This is a genomic window from Serratia sp. BNK-10 (assembly GCF_047456065.1).
GTDB lineage: Bacteria > Pseudomonadota > Gammaproteobacteria > Enterobacterales > Enterobacteriaceae > Serratia > Serratia ureilytica.
Genome location: NZ_CP179894.1, coordinates 4124595 through 4139648, shown reverse-complemented (window position 1 = coordinate 4139648; position 15054 = coordinate 4124595). Strand labels below are relative to the sequence as shown.

Annotated in this window: 19 protein-coding genes; 7 read left to right on the top strand and 12 right to left on the bottom strand. The window is 60.4% G+C overall.

Going from position 1 to position 15054, the window contains the following annotated elements; translation table 11 throughout:
- The first annotated feature begins 79 nt into the window (after positions 1-79).
- From trmB to ACMGG9_RS19865, 5 genes are all read left to right on the top strand, one after another.
- A complete protein-coding gene (gene trmB / locus ACMGG9_RS19885) occupies positions 80-799 on the top strand; it encodes a tRNA (guanosine(46)-N7)-methyltransferase TrmB (protein ID WP_004937410.1) in 720 nt (239 codons plus the stop codon).
- Complete coding sequence (locus ACMGG9_RS19880; protein ID WP_004937412.1) at positions 799-1125, top strand: YggL family protein; 327 nt, start codon at positions 799-801, stop codon at positions 1123-1125. Before trmB ends, ACMGG9_RS19880 begins: the two co-directional genes overlap by 1 nt.
- Before the next feature lie 215 nt (positions 1126-1340).
- Positions 1341-2264 (top strand): glutaminase B, encoded by a 924-nt coding sequence (gene glsB / locus ACMGG9_RS19875; protein WP_042785792.1) that lies wholly within the window; start codon positions 1341-1343, stop codon positions 2262-2264.
- A gap of 30 nt (positions 2265-2294) precedes the next feature.
- On the top strand, positions 2295-3017 hold the full coding sequence (locus ACMGG9_RS19870) for a DUF2884 domain-containing protein (RefSeq protein ID WP_015379052.1): 723 nt from the start codon (positions 2295-2297) through the stop codon (positions 3015-3017).
- A 100-nt stretch (positions 3018-3117) separates the two neighbouring features.
- Entirely contained in the window at positions 3118-3552 is a 435-nt protein-coding gene (locus ACMGG9_RS19865) for a DUF29 domain-containing protein (RefSeq protein ID WP_016930094.1), read from the top strand.
- Between the two features lie 37 nt (positions 3553-3589).
- Here the strand turns inward: ACMGG9_RS19865 and hemW are convergent, their stop codons facing one another.
- From hemW to ACMGG9_RS19835, 6 genes are read right to left on the bottom strand one after another with little or no spacing between them, the layout of a single operon-like run.
- The gene (gene hemW, locus ACMGG9_RS19860; protein WP_147838230.1) at positions 3590-4732 is read right to left on the bottom strand and encodes a radical SAM family heme chaperone HemW; all 1143 of its coding nucleotides are present in this window, start codon (positions 4730-4732) and stop codon (positions 3590-3592) included.
- Positions 4725-5318, bottom strand: a complete 594-nt coding sequence (locus ACMGG9_RS19855) for an XTP/dITP diphosphatase (protein WP_182073824.1) — start codon at positions 5316-5318, stop codon at positions 4725-4727. Before ACMGG9_RS19855 ends, hemW begins: the two co-directional genes overlap by 8 nt.
- A 17-nt stretch (positions 5319-5335) precedes the next feature.
- The gene (gene yggU / locus ACMGG9_RS19850; protein WP_164106419.1) at positions 5336-5626 is read right to left on the bottom strand and encodes a DUF167 family protein YggU; all 291 of its coding nucleotides are present in this window, start codon (positions 5624-5626) and stop codon (positions 5336-5338) included.
- Positions 5623-6177, bottom strand: coding sequence for a YggT family protein (locus ACMGG9_RS19845; RefSeq protein ID WP_042785370.1), 555 nt, complete (start codon positions 6175-6177; stop codon positions 5623-5625). The genes yggU and ACMGG9_RS19845 overlap by 4 nt, the downstream gene beginning before the upstream one ends.
- Positions 6178-6208: 31 nt before the next feature.
- The gene (gene proC, locus ACMGG9_RS19840) at positions 6209-7030 is read right to left on the bottom strand and encodes a pyrroline-5-carboxylate reductase (protein WP_033651322.1); all 822 of its coding nucleotides are present in this window, start codon (positions 7028-7030) and stop codon (positions 6209-6211) included.
- 19 nt (positions 7031-7049) lie between these two features.
- The gene (locus ACMGG9_RS19835) at positions 7050-7757 is read right to left on the bottom strand and encodes a YggS family pyridoxal phosphate-dependent enzyme (RefSeq protein WP_033644673.1); all 708 of its coding nucleotides are present in this window, start codon (positions 7755-7757) and stop codon (positions 7050-7052) included.
- A 20-nt stretch (positions 7758-7777) separates the two neighbouring features.
- Between ACMGG9_RS19835 and ACMGG9_RS19830 the strand changes: the two genes are divergently transcribed.
- Positions 7778-8800 carry a type IV pilus twitching motility protein PilT gene (locus tag ACMGG9_RS19830; protein WP_169539794.1) on the top strand — a complete coding sequence of 341 codons (1023 nt, stop codon included), beginning with the start codon at positions 7778-7780 and terminating at the stop codon, positions 8798-8800.
- On the opposite strand, the gene ruvX is transcribed toward ACMGG9_RS19830, so the two are convergent.
- From ruvX to ACMGG9_RS19800, 6 genes are all read right to left on the bottom strand, one after another.
- The gene (gene ruvX, locus ACMGG9_RS19825; RefSeq protein ID WP_015379046.1) at positions 8797-9219 is read right to left on the bottom strand and encodes a Holliday junction resolvase RuvX; all 423 of its coding nucleotides are present in this window, start codon (positions 9217-9219) and stop codon (positions 8797-8799) included. The genes ACMGG9_RS19830 and ruvX overlap by 4 nt on opposite strands.
- The gene (locus tag ACMGG9_RS19820) at positions 9219-9782 is read right to left on the bottom strand and encodes a YqgE/AlgH family protein (protein WP_004937452.1); all 564 of its coding nucleotides are present in this window, start codon (positions 9780-9782) and stop codon (positions 9219-9221) included. Before ACMGG9_RS19820 ends, ruvX begins: the two co-directional genes overlap by 1 nt.
- A 147-nt stretch (positions 9783-9929) precedes the next feature.
- Positions 9930-10880 carry a glutathione synthase gene (gene gshB / locus ACMGG9_RS19815; RefSeq protein ID WP_149542304.1) on the bottom strand — a complete coding sequence of 317 codons (951 nt, stop codon included), beginning with the start codon at positions 10878-10880 and terminating at the stop codon, positions 9930-9932.
- A gap of 10 nt (positions 10881-10890) precedes the next feature.
- Positions 10891-11622, bottom strand: a complete 732-nt coding sequence (gene rsmE / locus ACMGG9_RS19810; protein WP_025304244.1) for a 16S rRNA (uracil(1498)-N(3))-methyltransferase — start codon at positions 11620-11622, stop codon at positions 10891-10893.
- A gap of 69 nt (positions 11623-11691) precedes the next feature.
- On the bottom strand, positions 11692-12387 hold the full coding sequence (gene endA, locus ACMGG9_RS19805; RefSeq protein WP_414161658.1) for a deoxyribonuclease I: 696 nt from the start codon (positions 12385-12387) through the stop codon (positions 11692-11694).
- 101 nt (positions 12388-12488) lie between these two features.
- Positions 12489-13001, bottom strand: a complete 513-nt coding sequence (locus ACMGG9_RS19800; RefSeq protein WP_101453738.1) for a SprT family zinc-dependent metalloprotease — start codon at positions 12999-13001, stop codon at positions 12489-12491.
- A gap of 349 nt (positions 13002-13350) precedes the next feature.
- Between ACMGG9_RS19800 and fumA the strand changes: the two genes are divergently transcribed.
- Positions 13351-14997, top strand: coding sequence for a class I fumarate hydratase FumA (gene fumA, locus ACMGG9_RS19795; protein WP_094143170.1), 1647 nt, complete (start codon positions 13351-13353; stop codon positions 14995-14997).
- Positions 14998-15054: the final 57 nt, after the last annotated feature.

Below are 15054 nucleotides of genomic sequence, written 5' to 3'. Positions count from 1 at the left end.
AGATGAACACTTGCTAAACCAATGTATCTTTGCATAATGCGCGTTTCCCTAATTGGCAGCCAAACAGACAGAAAGCACTATGATTAATGACGTCATCTCCCCGGAATTTGATGAGAACGGCCGCGCGATGCGCCGTATCCGCAGTTTTGTCCGCCGCCAGGGGCGGCTGACCAAAGGCCAGCAGCACGCGCTGGAGAACTATTGGCCGGTGATGGGCGTGGAGTATCAGGCTGACGCTGTCGATCTCGCCGCGCTGTTCGGCCGCGAAGCGCCGACGGTGCTGGAGATCGGTTTTGGCATGGGCGCCTCGCTGGTGACCATGGCGGGCAACAACCCGCAGCAGAACTTTTTAGGGATCGAAGTACACTCGCCGGGCGTGGGCGCCTGCCTGGCCGACGCCCACGAGGCGAAGCTGAGCAACCTGCGCGTAATGTGCCACGATGCGGTTGAAGTGCTGGAAAACATGATCCCGGACGGCTCGCTGGACATGGTGCAGCTGTTCTTCCCCGATCCGTGGCACAAGGCGCGCCACAACAAGCGCCGCATCGTGCAAACGCCGTTTGTCGAACTGGTGCTGCGCAAGCTGAAGACCGGCGGCGTCTTCCACATGGCCACCGATTGGCAACCTTATGCGGAACATATGTTAGAGGTTATGAACGGGGTCGCAGGCTACCGTAATCTTTCCAGCGATAATGATTATGTGCCGCGTCCGGATTCGCGCCCACTGACGAAATTTGAATTACGCGGCCAGCGCCTGGGACATGGCGTTTGGGACTTGATGTTTGAGAGGAAAGAATAATGGCTAAGAACCGCAGTCGTCGTTTACGTAAAAAGTTGCACATTGAAGAATTTCAGGAGTTGGGTTTCTCCGTAGCCTGGCGCTTCGCCGAAGGCACGTCGGTGGAAGATATCGACAGCACGCTGGATACCTTCATCGATGAAGTGATCGAGCCGAACGGTCTGGCGTTTGACGGTAGCGGCTACCTGCAGTGGGAAGGTCTGATCTGCCTGCAGAAGATCGGCCACTGCACCGACGAGCATCGCGAACTGGTGAAAAACTGGCTGGAAGCGCGCAAACTGACCGACGTTAAGGTCAGCGATCTGTTCGATATCTGGTGGGATTGATCGCGCTTGCCCGATGAGCGCGGCTTCGCGCCGCTTATTTCCCCCTAAATAATTGGATTCGCATCACGGCGGCAAGAGGGTGAGTCCCCAGGAGCTTACTTCAGTAAGTGACTGGGGTGAGCGCTCGCAGCCAACACAGATGCGGATTCAAGTATGACGGGGATGGATTTAAGGTGCCTTAACGGCGCCTTTGTTTTGCCCGGAGTGTGACCGAGGTGGTAACAACATTGGATAACGCGTTGCTGGAAGAGATCCTGCAACAGGTGCGCCCGCTGATTGGCCAGGGAAAAGTGGCCGACTACATCCCGGCGTTGGCGGAAGTGCCCGCCGATCGGCTGGCGATCGCCGTGTGTACGGTGGATGGCGAACTGTTCCAGGCCGGCGATGCCGCGGAGCGCTTCTCCATCCAGTCGATCTCCAAAGTGCTGAGCCTGACGCTGGCGCTGACGCGCTATCAGGAGCATGAGATCTGGCGGCGCGTTGGCAAAGAGCCTTCCGGCCTGCCGTTCAATTCGCTGCTGCAGCTGGAGATGGAGCAGGGCAAACCGCGCAATCCGTTTATCAACCCCGGCGCGCTGGTGGTGTGCGACATGCTGCAAACCCGGCTCAGCGCCCCCAAACAGCGCATGCTGGAGGTGGTGCGTCAGTTGGCCGGTGAAGACGACCTGGCCTATGACCTGCGGGTGGCGCGCTCCGAGTTCGAACACTCCGATCGTAATGCGGCCATCGCCTATCTGATGAAATCGTTCGGCAACTTCGAAAACGACGTCATCACCGTGCTGCAAACCTATTTCCACTATTGCGCGCTGCGCATGAGCTGCGTGGAACTGGCGCGCAGCTTCGTCTATCTGGCCAATCACGGCCGCGATCTCAGCGGCGAGGCGGTGATCAGCCCGCTGCAGGCGCGGCAGATCAACGCCCTGATGATGACCAGCGGCATGTACGACGGCGCCGGCGAATTCGCCTATCGGGTGGGGATGCCGGGCAAGTCCGGCGTGGGCGGCGGCATCGTGGCCATCGTGCCGGACGAACTGTCGATCGTCGTTTGGTCGCCGGAACTGGATGCTTCCGGCAACTCGCTGGCGGGAACTGCGGCGCTGGAACTGTTGTCTCAACGTATCGGTCGTTCGATTTTTTAATCCCAGTCTGGATGGGAGTCAGGAGAAGCTATGTTGAAGAAAACCGGGTTAGCCTTACTGCTGCTGGCGGCGACTGCCGCGCAGGCGCATGCCGAGTACCAGTGCAGCGTTAAACCCCAGGACGATGTGATCATCAGCCCGCAGAGCGTGCAGGTGAAAGGCGCCAGCGGCGATCTGCAAATATCGCCGGATGGCGACGTGATCCGCAACGGCCAGGCGCTGAGCTTGAACGACAGCCAGCGGCAGAAAGCCTTCAGTTACCAGAGCGCCTTGCGCAAACAGCTGCCGTGGATCGACGACGGCGCGCAGAAACACCTGGAGAAAGCCCGCGCAGCGCTGGATAAAGTGATCGTTAAAGAGCTGGGCAGCAACAGCAACGTGCGCAACCGGCTGACCACCCTGAATGGCCAACTGAAACAGCAGATGAACCGCATCATCGAGCACCGCAGCGACGGCCTGACCTTCCACCACAAGGCGATCGACCAGGTGGAGCAGGACGGCCGCAACATCGTGCAGCAGAGCATGGGCGGCGTGCTGCAGGACAGCCTGAACGAGATGGGCGTCAAACAGGCCGCCAACAGCGGCGGCAACCCGCTGCAGGCGATCATGGGCAATTTGGGCGGCTTGCAGAAGGCGATCCAGAACGAATGGAACAACCAGGAGCAGGACTTCCAGAACTTCGGTCATGACGTGTGCAACCGCGTCACCGCACTGGAAACCCAGCGCAAGGATCTGCTTAAGGCGTTGAAGTGAAATAAGAATCTTCTTGGTAGACCGTTTTTTGACCTTCTGAAGCTTATCTGACAGACTGATCAAACTACGTACAGATTTATGGATGTTTACGGAGGACGCTATGAGCCATACACGTTACGAAACCGATGTTGTTGCCTGGGCAAATGAACAGGCCGCTCTTTTGCGCTCCGGAAAATTGTCTGAGATCGATATTGAAAAGATCGCCGAGGAGATTGAGGACGTGGGGAAGAGCGAGCAAAGGGAACTTGCTAGCCGGATGACGGTGCTGATTGCACATTTGCTTAAATGGAAATATCAGCCGGCCAGGCGCGGAACCAGCTGGGAAAGAACGATTAAAGCGCAGCGCAAAGAGGTGCTTTACAGCTTGAAAGAGTCGCCCAGCCTAAAAGGTAAACTGAGCGATGCCGATTGGCTGGATGTCGTCTGGTCGAAGGCCGTTGCGCTCGCCACGGCCGAAACCGGGCTGGATGTGTATCCGGAAAACGGCATCTGGGAAACTCAGCAGATTCTGTCTCAGACGTTTTACCCGGATTAACACTAATAAAAAAGCGCTGATCATTCAGCGCTTTTTTTTACTCGTCGTCCGCCAGGAACAGTTCCAGCAGCGAGTTGAGGAACAGTTTGCCCTTCTCGGTGATCTGCCAGTGCTCCGAGGTTTCTTCCAGATAGCCTTTGGCCAGCGCTTCGTCCAGCTGCGGGCGAATGACGCTTTCCGTCAGCCCGGTGTAGTTGGCGAAGTCGGCGCGCGGCGCGGCTTCCAGCAAGCGGAAGCGGTTCATGAAGAATTCGAACGGCCGATCCGCCGCCGCCACCTCATGCTGCTTGTCCATGTAGTCGCCGCGCATAAAGCCGCGCGGGTGCTTGGTCTTGGCGGTGCGCAGGATGCGTCCGTCGCTGAAGGTCACCTTGCCGTGCGCGCCGCAGCCGATCCCCAGATAGTCGCCGAAGCGCCAGTAGTTGAGATTGTGCTGGCATTGGTAGCCCGGCTTGGCGTAGGCCGAGGTTTCATACTGCTGATAGCCGGCGGCGCTCAGCAACTGGTGGCCGCGCTCGAAGATGTCCCACAGCGCATCGTCGTCCGGCAAAACCGGCGGGCGCGAGCTGAACAGGGTGTTCGGCTCGATGGTCAGCTGATACCACGACAGGTGCGGCGGATTGAGGGCGATAGCCTGGCGCAGATCGTCCAGCGCCTCTTCCAGCGACTGATCCGGCAGGCCGTGCATCAGATCGAGGTTGAAGCTGCGCAGGCCGAGGCCGGTCGCCAGCGTCGCCGCGCGTTTGGCTTCTTCCGGGCCGTGGATGCGCCCCAGACGGTTCAGCTTCTCGGCGCTGAAGCTTTGCACCCCGATGGAGATGCGGTTGACGCCGGCGCGCTGGTAGCCGCTGAAGCGATCGGCCTCCACGGTGCCGGGATTGGCTTCCATGGTGATTTCGGCGTCGTCGGCGACGCGAATGCGCGCCCGCACGCCGTCCAGCAAGGCTTGCATCGCCTCGGCGCTCAGCAGGCTGGGGGTGCCGCCGCCGATAAAGATAGTGCTGATTTCCCGGCCGCCGGCCAGCGGCAGGTCGGCATCCAGATCCGCCAACAGATGATCGACATACTCCTGATGCGGCACGTCACCCTTCAGCGCATGGGAGTTGAAGTCGCAGTACGGGCATTTCTGCACGCACCACGGGATATGGATGTAGAGACTCAGCGGGGGCAGCTTAAGCATTGCGCATGGCTTCCAACATCAGCTTCAGCGCCTTGCCGCGGTGCGAAATCGCCCGCTTCTCGTCGCGGCTCAGCTCGGCGGCGGTGCGGCCCAGCTCCGGCACGTAGAAGACCGGATCGTAACCGAAACCGCCTTCACCGGCGGCCTGTTCGGTGATTTCGCCGGCCCAGCTGCCGTGGAACACCAGCGGCGTCGGATCTTGCGCATGGCGCAGATAGACCAGCACGCAGTGAAATTGCGCGCCGCGCCGGCCCGGCGCCACGTCTTTCATCGCCGCCAGCAGCTTGTCGAGGTTCTGCCGATCGTCGGCGTCTTCACCGGCGTAGCGCGCGGAGTAGATGCCCGGCGCGCCGCCCAGCGTATCTACCGCCAGACCGGAGTCGTCGGCGATCGCCGGCAGGCCGGTGACCTGTGCCGCATGGCGCGCTTTCAGAATGGCGTTTTCGATAAACGTCAGGCCGGTCTCTTCGGCGGACTCCACGCCCAGATCGGTTTGCGCGACCACGTCCAGGCCGAAATCGGCCAACAGGTCGGCGAGTTCGCGCACTTTGCCCGGGTTACCGGTGGCAAGAACGACTTTTTGCATAATGACTACCTTGAAAATTATTCGATGAGCGCCGCGACCACGGCGGGGATCTGTTGCGGATTCACGATGCGTAACTGTTTATGCCGCCCCAGTTCGCCTTTCTCGATGGTGACGTTGCTTTTCGCCACTTTGAACTGCTTGGCGATAAACTTGATCAAATGGGCGTTGGCTTGACCGTCGACCGGCGGGGCGGTGATGGCGACTTTCAGTTCGTCGCCATGCAAGCCGATAATTTGGTCGCGGCTGGCTTTCGGCTGAATATATAGCCTGAGCGCCAGCCCGTCCAGCACGGGAGTGACTGCACTCACAGCAGGAACCAGATCTCGCCGAACACATCCATGCCCAGGTAGTTGATCAGATAGAGGATCAGGATCACTACCATGGCGGAAAAATCGATGCCGCCCATCGCCGGGATGATGCGACGGATCGGCGCCATCAACGGTTCGGTCAGTTGGTACATCACGTAGTCGATCGGGCTGCGGCCCTGGCTTACCCAGCTCATCAGCGCACGAATGATCATCACCCAGAAGATCAGGTAGCCGGCGGACTTAACCAGCGAGATCAGGCCGAACAGCAGGTTATACGGACTAAGCGACAGCGCGTGGCTTTGTATCAGCAGCAGCAGCGGGTACTTGATGGTCATCAGCAGAAACGCCAGCAGCAGCGAAGCGCTGTCGATAGGCCCAAGCGATGGGATGATGCGGCGCAGCGGGCCGACCACCGGTTGGGTGATCTTCACCACAAACTGCGAGAACGGGTTGTAAAAATCGGTGCGCGTCCATTGCATCCAAATGCGCAGCAACAGCACCATCACGTACAGATCAATAACGGTCTTGACCAGGAAAGTCAGCGTTAGCATGAAGTGGTCCTTCTCCTTAACTCGGGGTTATTTAAAATAATTTTTCCATTTCTTGCGCACGAGAAACGGCGGCCTGCATCGCTTGCGCCACGGTTTCCGGCAGTTGGCGTTCGTTGAACACCCGCAGCGCTTCGGCGGTGGTGCCGCCTTTGGAGGTCACCTGCTCGCGCAGCGTGCCCAGCGGCGTATCCGGGTTGGCTTCAACCAGCGCGGCGGCGCCGGTAGCGGCCTGCTGCACCAGATCGCGCGCGGTCTGGCTGTCGAAGCCCATGCGTTCGGCCTCTTTTTGCATCGCTTCCATAAACAGGAAGAAATAAGCCGGGGCGCTGCCCGCAGCGGCGATCACGCCGTTGATGCCATTTTCGTCATCTACCCAGCAAACTTTACCGACCGAGGCCATTAAATCGCCGGTGTAGTCGCGATCCTGTTGGCTGACCTGCGCCGGCGCGTACAGCCCGCTCATGCCCTTGCCGACCAGCGACGGGGTGTTGGGCATGATGCGCACGATGTCCAGTTGGTCGCCGAGCAACTGATAGAAACGGCTGACCTGAATGCCGGCGGCGATCGACAGCACCAGTTTGCCGCCGAAATCGACCTGTTCGCGCAGCGGCTGACACACGTCGGCCATCATTTGCGGTTTGACCGCCAGTACCACGACGTCGGCTTCACGCGCGCAGGCGACGTTGTCGCCGCTGCTGACGATGCCGTAGTCCGCCGCCAGCGCGTCACGGTTTTTCGGCGAAGGGGCGCAGACGCTGATGGATTTGGCCGGATAGCCGCCCGCGACCAGGCCGGCGATGATTGCACGCGCCATGTTGCCGGCGCCGATAAAGGTAATCTTGCGATGTTGCATCAAATCCCTCGTCTGTTTGTCAGGCCTGCGAGTAGTCGCGGGCGCCAAAAATTGCGGTGCCGATGCGCACCAGGGTGCTGCCTGCGGCGATCGCCGCCGCCATGTCGTCCGTCATGCCCATCGACAGCGTATCGGCCTGCGGATAACGCTGACGCAGGGCGAGAAATGCGTCGTTCATCCGGCTGAATACCGCCAACTGCCGCTGATAATCCGTTTCCGGCGCCGGGATGGCCATCAGGCCGCGCAGCGCCAGATTTGGCAGCGCCGCGATCGCGTCGGCCAACGCCGGCAGTTCGTTCAACGCGATGCCGGATTTGCTCTGCTCATCGCTGATGTTGATTTGAATCAGCACGTTGAGCGGCGGCATGTCGGCCGGGCGCTGATCGCTCAGGCGCTGGGCGATGCGCAGCCGATCCACGGTATGACACCAGGCGAAATGTTCCGCCACCAGCCGACTCTTATTGGATTGCAGCGGGCCGATAAAGTGCCACACCAACTCACCGCCCTGCGACGACTCGGCGAAATGCCGGATCTTGTCAACCCCTTCCTGCACGTAGTTCTCGCCGAAGGCGCGCTGGCCGGCGGCGATGGCTTCTTCGATCGCCGCCACAGGTTTGGTTTTGCTGACTGCAAGCAGAGCAACGTCTTCCGGCGCCCGCGCGCAGTTTTGCGCGGCGGCCGCGATGCGGTTTCTGACATCCTGCAGGTTCTGTTGGATAGTGCTCATTATTGACCCGGGAGAGTGATATGGATATCGATGAATTCGTGGCCCTTAGTGTAAAGCATAATGCTTCCGATCTGCACCTTTGTGCCGGTCATCCGCCGATGTTGCGCATCGACGGTGAACTGCAGCCGCTGGCGGCGGCACAAACGCTGACGGCGCAAGGCGCGCAGGCCCTCTGCGATGGATTGCTGAATGCGCAGCAGCGCGAGAGCCTGCGGCGGCTGGGGCAGGTCGATCTGGCGTTGCACAGGCCGAGCGGGGAGCGGTTGCGCGCCAACGTTTTTCAACAAAGCGCGGGGATTTCTCTCGCGTTGCGGCGTATCGCCGGGCAATCGCCTTCGCTTGCCGAGCTGGCGGCGCCGGCCATCGTCCCGGCGCTGCTGCGGCGCGCCGACGGATTGATCCTGGTCACCGGCGCCACCGGCAGCGGCAAGTCCACCACGCTGGCGGCGATGATCGACGAGATCAACCGGCACCAGCAGCGGCATATTTTGACGCTGGAAGATCCGATCGAGTTCCTGCACCGCAGCCGGCGATCGCTGATCCAGCAGCGGGAGATCGGCCGCGACAGCCACAGCTTCGATGCGGCGTTGCGCGCCGCGCTGCGCGAAGATCCGGATGTGATCCTGCTGGGCGAGCTGCGCGATACCGCCACCATCCGGCTGGCGCTCACTGCGGCGGAGACCGGCCACCTGGTGCTGGCGACGCTGCATACCCGCAGCGCGCCGCAGGCGGTAGAACGGCTGGTGGACGTGTTTCCGGCGGAAGAGAAACCCTACGTGCGCGCCCAGCTGGCGGGCAGCCTGCAAGCGGTGATCGCGCAAAAGCTGATGAGGCGCCCCGGCGGCGGACGAGTGGCGATCTTTGAAGTGCTGACGGCGACGGCGGCGGTCAGCAACCTGATCCGTGAAGGGAAAACGCATCAGTTGGCAAGCGTGTTGCAAACCGGCGCGCAGTCCGGCATGCAAACCTTTGAGCAAGGTTTGCAGCAGCGGATCGACGCCGGTGTGTTGGGGGACTGCGCGGGGGAGGGAACGGGCGTTTAGCCCAGCTGCCGTTCGAACCAGCTTTCGAGGATAACCACCGCGGAGGCGGAATCCACGCTGCCTTTATCAAGCGCGCGGAAGCCGCCGCGATCGAACAGGTTGGCGCGCGCCTCCACGGTGCTCAGACGCTCGTCATGCAGATCGATCTGGATGCCGAAGCGGCCGTGCAGGCGGTTGGCGAACTTGCGCGCCTGGGCGGTAACGGGCTGTTCGGTGCCGTCCATGTTCAGCGGCAGGCCGACTACCACCAAATCCGGCTGCCACTCCTTCAGCAGTTTTTCGATTTTCAGCCAGTCCGGCGAACCGTCCTGCGCTTTGAAAGCCGGCAGGGCGCGGGCGCTGCCGGTCAACTCCTGGCCGACGGCCGCGCCGATGCTTTTGGTGCCAAAGTCGAAGGCGATAATGGTGCGGTTACTCATCAGGCGTGTCCTGCGTGGTTGGCGATGCTGCGAATGTCGATACCCAAAAGGTTCCCCGCCTCGCGCCAGCGGCTGGCGATCGGCGTGCGGAACAAAATGTCGGTGTTGGCTTCGATGGTCAGCCAGGCGTTTTCCAATACTTCCTGCTCCAACTGGCCCTTTTCCCAACCCGCATAACCCAGCGCCACCAGCACGTCGTCCGGTTGCTCCGGCGTGCCGAGCGTTTCCAGCACGTCTTTCGAGGTGGTGATCATGGTGTTGGGGGAAATTTGAATGCTGGCGCCAAAGCCATGGCGCGGCGTATGCAGGATAAATCCGCGATCGTCCGCCAAGGGGCCGCCGGCGAACACCGGCTTGTCCAGGCTGATGGCCGGATCGCGCGCAGGCGGCATGATCTTCAGCTTGCTCAGCACCGTGGCTACCGTGAACTGCTCCACCGGTTTATTGATCACCAAACCCATGGCGCCTTCTTCATTGTGCTCGCAAATGTAAATCACCGAGCGTTTGAAGCGAGGATCCTGCAGCGTTGGCATGGCGATCAGAAAATGGTGCTGTAAATTCATGGCGTTAGTATAAGGTAATCAATGGGTGAGAAAATAAACAGCCGCCAGTATGCGGCTATACCCGCCGCCTTTCAAGCCGCTGCCGGAAAGGCGGGCTTTGGCGGGCGCGATACAGGATAGCGGGCGGCATGCCGCCCGCATGACGCATTACTTCGCCGCCAGGCGCTTTTCAATGGCGTCCATCAGCAGGCCGGTAATCGAAATCGGGAATGCCGCCTCGATCTCGCGCGCGCAGGTTGGGCTGGTGACGTTGATTTCGGTCAGGCGATCGCCGATCACGTCCAGGCCGACGAAGATCAGCCCTTTCTCTTTCAGCGTCGGGGCGACGGCGCGGGCGATTTTCCAGTCGCTTTCGCTCAGCGGGCGCGCTTCGCCGCGGCCGCCGGCCGCCAGGTTGCCGCGGGTCTCACCCTGCGCCGGAATGCGCGCCAGGCAGTAAGGCACCGGCTCGCCGTCCACCACCAGGATGCGCTTGTCGCCGTCTTTGATCGCCGGCAGGAAGTTCTGCGCCATGCAGAAACGGCTGCCGTGTTCGGTCAGGGTTTCGATGATCACCGACAGGTTAGGATCGTCCTGCTTCACGCGGAAGATAGACGCGCCGCCCATGCCGTCCAGCGGTTTCAGGATGATGTCGCCGTGCTGCTGGTGGAATTTGCGGATGTGCGCGGCGCTGCGGCTGACCAGCGTATCCGGCGTCAGTTCCGAGAACCAGGCGGTGAACAGCTTCTCGTTGCAGTCGCGCAGGCTTTGCGGCTTGTTGACCACCAGCGTGCCTTTGACTTCGGCGCGTTCCAGAATGTAGGTCGCGTAGATGTATTCGGTATCGAACGGCGGATCCTTGCGCATCAGGATCACGTCCAGATCGTGCAGCGCCAGATCCTGCTCGGCGCCGAAGCTGAACCAGCTCTCCTTGTCTTCCTTCACGCTCAGCAGGCGGGTGCGGGCGCGCCCGTCACCGGCGTGCAAATAGAGATCGTTCATCTCCATGTAGTGCAATTCGTAACCGCGGCGCTGCGCTTCGAGCAGCATGGCGAAGCTGGTGTCTTTCTTGATGTTGATGGAATCGATAGGATCCATCACGATGCCGAGCTTAATCATCTTTTCTCCTTTAACCCAGGTCGCCGAAGCGGACCTGCAGAGCGGTAATGGCGGTGAGCGCTGTGGTTTCGGTACGCAGAACGCGTGGTCCCAGCAGAATATCAGTAAATCCGTGGTCGGTGGTCATGGCGATTTCGTCGGCGGACAAACCGCCTTCCGGGCCGATCAGCAGGCGAACGCGGTCTACCGGCTGCGGCAGCGTGTTGATGCTGTGGCTGGCGCGCGGGTGCAGGTTGAGTTTCAGGCTGCCGTCCTGCTCGGCGCACCAGGCCTCCAGCGACATCGCCTCGCGGATTTCGGGAATGCGGTTGCGGCCGCACTGTTCGCAGGCGGCGATGGCGATCTTCTGCCATTGTTGGATTTTCTTCGCCAGACGCTCGCCGTCCAACTTGACGCCGCAGCGCTCGGAAAACAGCGGGGTGATGACGTTGACGCCCAGCTCGATGGATTTCTGGATGGTGAACTCCATCTTCTCGCCGCGCGAGATCACCTGGCCCAGATGCAGGTTGAGCGGCGATTCGATGTCCTCCACGCGGCCGTCGCCGAGGCGCACCAGCACGCTCTTTTTGTCCACCCGGACTATCTCGGCGTCGAACACCTGGTTGCTGCCGTCGAACAGCTGCAGCGCCTGGCCGGCGCTCATGCGCAGCACGCGCCCGACGTGGTTGGCGGCGTCCTCGCTGAGGGCGATCTCTGCCCGGTCGGTCAACGGCTGCGGATGGTAAATGCGGGGTATGCGCATGGGTAGTCTGATCCTGACGAAACGGCGCCGCGGGTTGGCGGCGCCATGAAAGATAAAGGCTATAGTAGGTTAGCTTTTCCGCTGCTGACAAGCCTGTTGAATATAGGGGTTGTGGTTGCCCTGCACCTTGGCGATACGTGCTTCACGCTGACATTCCCATTGGCTCACCGGATATTGCCGGTTCCACACCTCGAACAGTTGGGTTTGCTGGCGTGACAGCCGCAGCTGGTAGCGATCGCGCATGTAGAAGTAGGTGCGGGCAATGGCGCCGCGGGCGCGGGCGGGCGGCTCCGCCTGTTTATTCTTGAAGTCCACCTTCATTGGGCACTGCCCGTATTGGCCTGCGCCGCCGTTCCATTGGCTGTACATGAAGTTGTTGCGGTCGCCGTTCACTTCGCCGATCGCCGGCTGCAGGTTGTGCAGATCGGTTTCTATCTGGCGATAGGTGGCGTCCTTATTGCAGTTTTTGCGTCCGCCGTCTTGCCAGCACTGCAGTTGGTGGCCGAACTGCCAGGCCGGAACCACGTGTTCCCACTCGATGCGCTGCGCGCGTTGGGTGTTTTTACGCACCTGATAGCCGCAGCCGGCGAGATCCGGGATGCCCTTCTTGCCTTGCCAGTCGATGCGGCAGCCGCAGTAAAAGCTGCCCGGCGCATCCTGGTTAATCTTGGCCGCCGCCGCTTTGGCCTGAGAGAAGTTATTGATGCCGTGCGCCTGTACGGCGCCTGCGGCGAAAACCGCCATAAACAAAATTCTGCGAAGCATATTCCAAAACAGCTCAAAATTGGAAAAGCAGGCAGGGTAACGGAACTTGCCGGTAGTGGCAAATGGCGATATTTGCTTGTTTTAACGTATAAATCGTTTAACTAAAGGTTCTCGCTAGCAAGAAATTTCAGTTTTTCGCCGCATCGGCGGCAGCGGTATTCGCTTTCGCCGCGCAGCACGCGGTTATGGCGGCGAATGGTGAGCAGGTGCTGCCCGCAGGCGCAGCGGTAGGGGAAGGTCTTGCTTTGCACCGAGGCGGTTTCGAAACGGTGAGTGCGGCTGGCGGGCGTCAGCAGCACGCTTTCCATCATCCAGCGCCATTCGCGGCCGTGCGGAGCCACCCGGCCGAATTGGCGAAACACCAGCAGGTGCGCCAGTTCGTGCGGCACCACTTCATCGATAAACGGCTGTTGGTTTTCCAGCAGCAGCACCGGGTTCAGGCGGATTTCCCAGCTTTGCAGCCAGGCGGTGCCCGCGCTGGTGCCGCGTTGCTGGTAGACGATGCTGGGTTCGGGGAACTCGACGGCAAAATGCCGGCGGGCCAACTGCAGCTTTTCTCGCAGGCAGCGCATCACCGCTTGTTGCAGCGCGATGGGGATTCTCGGTTTGTTCATTGCGGCTAGCTTAAGCAATGGCGCGGCGGCTGACAATACGCACTGGCGCAAATCGCATCCGGCGCTTTTTCGCCACATTGATAAAGCGATCGCCACCGATGGATTGTAATCAATGTGTTAACTGCGGGATAATAAAGCGTGCATGATGAGCCTGTACCCGCAGTTCTCACCGAGCAAGGTTGAAACGCCGCCTGTGGCAATCCCTTACGCAAAGAGCGGTTATTTTGCGATTTGGCGCAATAACTGACTGATTAAAAATACGTAAGGTGAAGGCAGTTTTTTGACAAGGCGCCGCCTCGCGCGCCGCAAGTGTGAATTTAACGCAGCTGATGTTGCAAGTGAGAGATCAATGTCGAATAAACCGTTCCACTATCAAGATCCGTTCCCGCTGAAGAAAGACGATACCGACTATTACCTGCTGAGCCGCGACCACGTTTCCGTGAGCGAGTTTGAAGGCCAGGAAATACTGAAAGTTGCCCCTGAAGCGTTAACCCTGCTTGCCCAGCATGCGTTCCACGACGCGTCGTTCATGCTGCGCCCGGCGCACCAACAGCAGGTGGCCGATATCCTCAAAGATCCGGACGCCAGCGAAAACGACAAGTACGTTGCGCTGCAATTTCTGCGTAACTCAGAAATCGCCGCCAAGGGTATTTTACCGACCTGCCAGGACACCGGCACGGCGATCATCGTCGGCAAAAAGGGCCAGCGCGTCTGGACCGGCGGCGGCGATGAAGAAGCGTTGTCGCGTGGGGTGTACAACACCTACATCGAAGAGAACCTGCGCTATTCGCAGAACGCCGCGCTGGATATGTACAAAGAGGTCAATACCGGCAGCAACCTGCCGGCGCAGATCGATCTCTACAGCGTTGACGGCGAAGAATACAAGTTCTTGTGCATCGCCAAGGGCGGCGGTTCAGCCAACAAAACCTATCTGTATCAGGAAACCAAGGCGCTGCTGTCGCCGGGCAAGCTGAAAAACTACCTGGTCGACAAGATGCGCACGCTGGGCACTGCGGCCTGCCCGCCGTACCACGTGGCGTTCGTCATCGGCGGCACCTCGGCGGAAGCGACGCTGAAAACCGTCAAACTGGCCTCGACCAAGTATTACGATGGCCTGCCGACCGAAGGCAACGAGCATGGTCAGGCGTTCCGCGATCTGGAACTCGAAGCGGAACTGCTGCAAGAAGCGCAGAACCTGGGGCTGGGCGCGCAGTTCGGCGGCAAATACTTCGCGCACGATATCCGCGTGGTGCGTCTGCCGCGTCATGGTGCCTCCTGCCCGGTCGGCATGGGCGTTTCCTGTTCGGCGGACCGCAACATCAAAGGCAAGATTAACCGCGACGGCATCTGGCTGGAAAAACTGGAGCACAATCCGGGTAAATTCATTCCTCAGGAGCTGCGCCAGGCCGGGGAAGGCGAGGCGATCAAGGTCGATCTCAACCGTCCGATGGCCGAGATCCTCAAACAGCTGTCGCAGTACCCGGTTTCCACCCGCCTGTCGCTGAGCGGCACCATCATCGTTGGCCGCGATATCGCGCACGCCAAGCTGAAAGAGCGCCTGGATCGCGGTGAGGGCCTGCCGCAGTACGTCAAGGATCACCCGATCTACTACGCCGGCCCGGCTAAAACGCCGGAAGGCTATGCGTCCGGTTCCTTGGGGCCGACCACCGCCGGGCGTATGGATTCCTACGTCGATCTGCTGCAATCTCACGGCGGCAGCATGATCATGCTGGCGAAAGGCAACCGCAGCCAGCAGGTGACGGATGCCTGCCACAAGCACGGCGGCTTCTACCTCGGCAGCATCGGCGGCCCGGCGGCGGTGCTGGCGCAGCAGAGCATCAAGAGCCTGGAGTGCGTGGAGTACCCTGAATTGGGCATGGAAGCGATCTGGAAAATCGAAGTGGAAGATTTCCCGGCGTTTATCCTGGTGGATGACAAAGGCAATGATTTCTTCCAGAAGATCCAGGCCGGCCAATGCGCCAGCTGCCTGAAATAAGCGTTGCCCCCTTCGCCGCCCGCGGGCGGTGAAGGGGGACTGTGTAAAGTCCTGTAG

Bases quoted from the DNA above. Each gene is read 5' to 3' on its own strand.
- trmB (WP_004937410.1), top strand. From the start codon at position 80: ATGATTAATGACGTCATCTCCCCGGAATTTGATGAGAACGGCCGCGCG.
- ACMGG9_RS19880 (WP_004937412.1), top strand. From the start codon at position 799: ATGGCTAAGAACCGCAGTCGTCGTTTACGTAAAAAGTTGCACATTGAA.
- ACMGG9_RS19870 (WP_015379052.1), top strand. From the start codon at position 2,295: ATGTTGAAGAAAACCGGGTTAGCCTTACTGCTGCTGGCGGCGACTGCC.
- ACMGG9_RS19865 (WP_016930094.1), top strand. From the start codon at position 3,118: ATGAGCCATACACGTTACGAAACCGATGTTGTTGCCTGGGCAAATGAA.
- hemW (WP_147838230.1), bottom strand. From the start codon at position 4,732: ATGCTTAAGCTGCCCCCGCTGAGTCTCTACATCCATATCCCGTGGTGC.
- ACMGG9_RS19855 (WP_182073824.1), bottom strand. From the start codon at position 5,318: ATGCAAAAAGTCGTTCTTGCCACCGGTAACCCGGGCAAAGTGCGCGAA.
- ACMGG9_RS19845 (WP_042785370.1), bottom strand. From the start codon at position 6,177: ATGCTAACGCTGACTTTCCTGGTCAAGACCGTTATTGATCTGTACGTG.
- proC (WP_033651322.1), bottom strand. From the start codon at position 7,030: ATGCAACATCGCAAGATTACCTTTATCGGCGCCGGCAACATGGCGCGT.
- ACMGG9_RS19835 (WP_033644673.1), bottom strand. From the start codon at position 7,757: ATGAGCACTATCCAACAGAACCTGCAGGATGTCAGAAACCGCATCGCG.
- ACMGG9_RS19830 (WP_169539794.1), top strand. From the start codon at position 7,778: ATGGATATCGATGAATTCGTGGCCCTTAGTGTAAAGCATAATGCTTCC.
- ruvX (WP_015379046.1), bottom strand. From the start codon at position 9,219: ATGAGTAACCGCACCATTATCGCCTTCGACTTTGGCACCAAAAGCATC.
- ACMGG9_RS19820 (WP_004937452.1), bottom strand. From the start codon at position 9,782: ATGAATTTACAGCACCATTTTCTGATCGCCATGCCAACGCTGCAGGAT.
- gshB (WP_149542304.1), bottom strand. From the start codon at position 10,880: ATGATTAAGCTCGGCATCGTGATGGATCCTATCGATTCCATCAACATC.
- rsmE (WP_025304244.1), bottom strand. From the start codon at position 11,622: ATGCGCATACCCCGCATTTACCATCCGCAGCCGTTGACCGACCGGGCA.
- endA (WP_414161658.1), bottom strand. From the start codon at position 12,387: ATGCTTCGCAGAATTTTGTTTATGGCGGTTTTCGCCGCAGGCGCCGTA.
- ACMGG9_RS19800 (WP_101453738.1), bottom strand. From the start codon at position 13,001: ATGAACAAACCGAGAATCCCCATCGCGCTGCAACAAGCGGTGATGCGC.
- fumA (WP_094143170.1), top strand. From the start codon at position 13,351: ATGTCGAATAAACCGTTCCACTATCAAGATCCGTTCCCGCTGAAGAAA.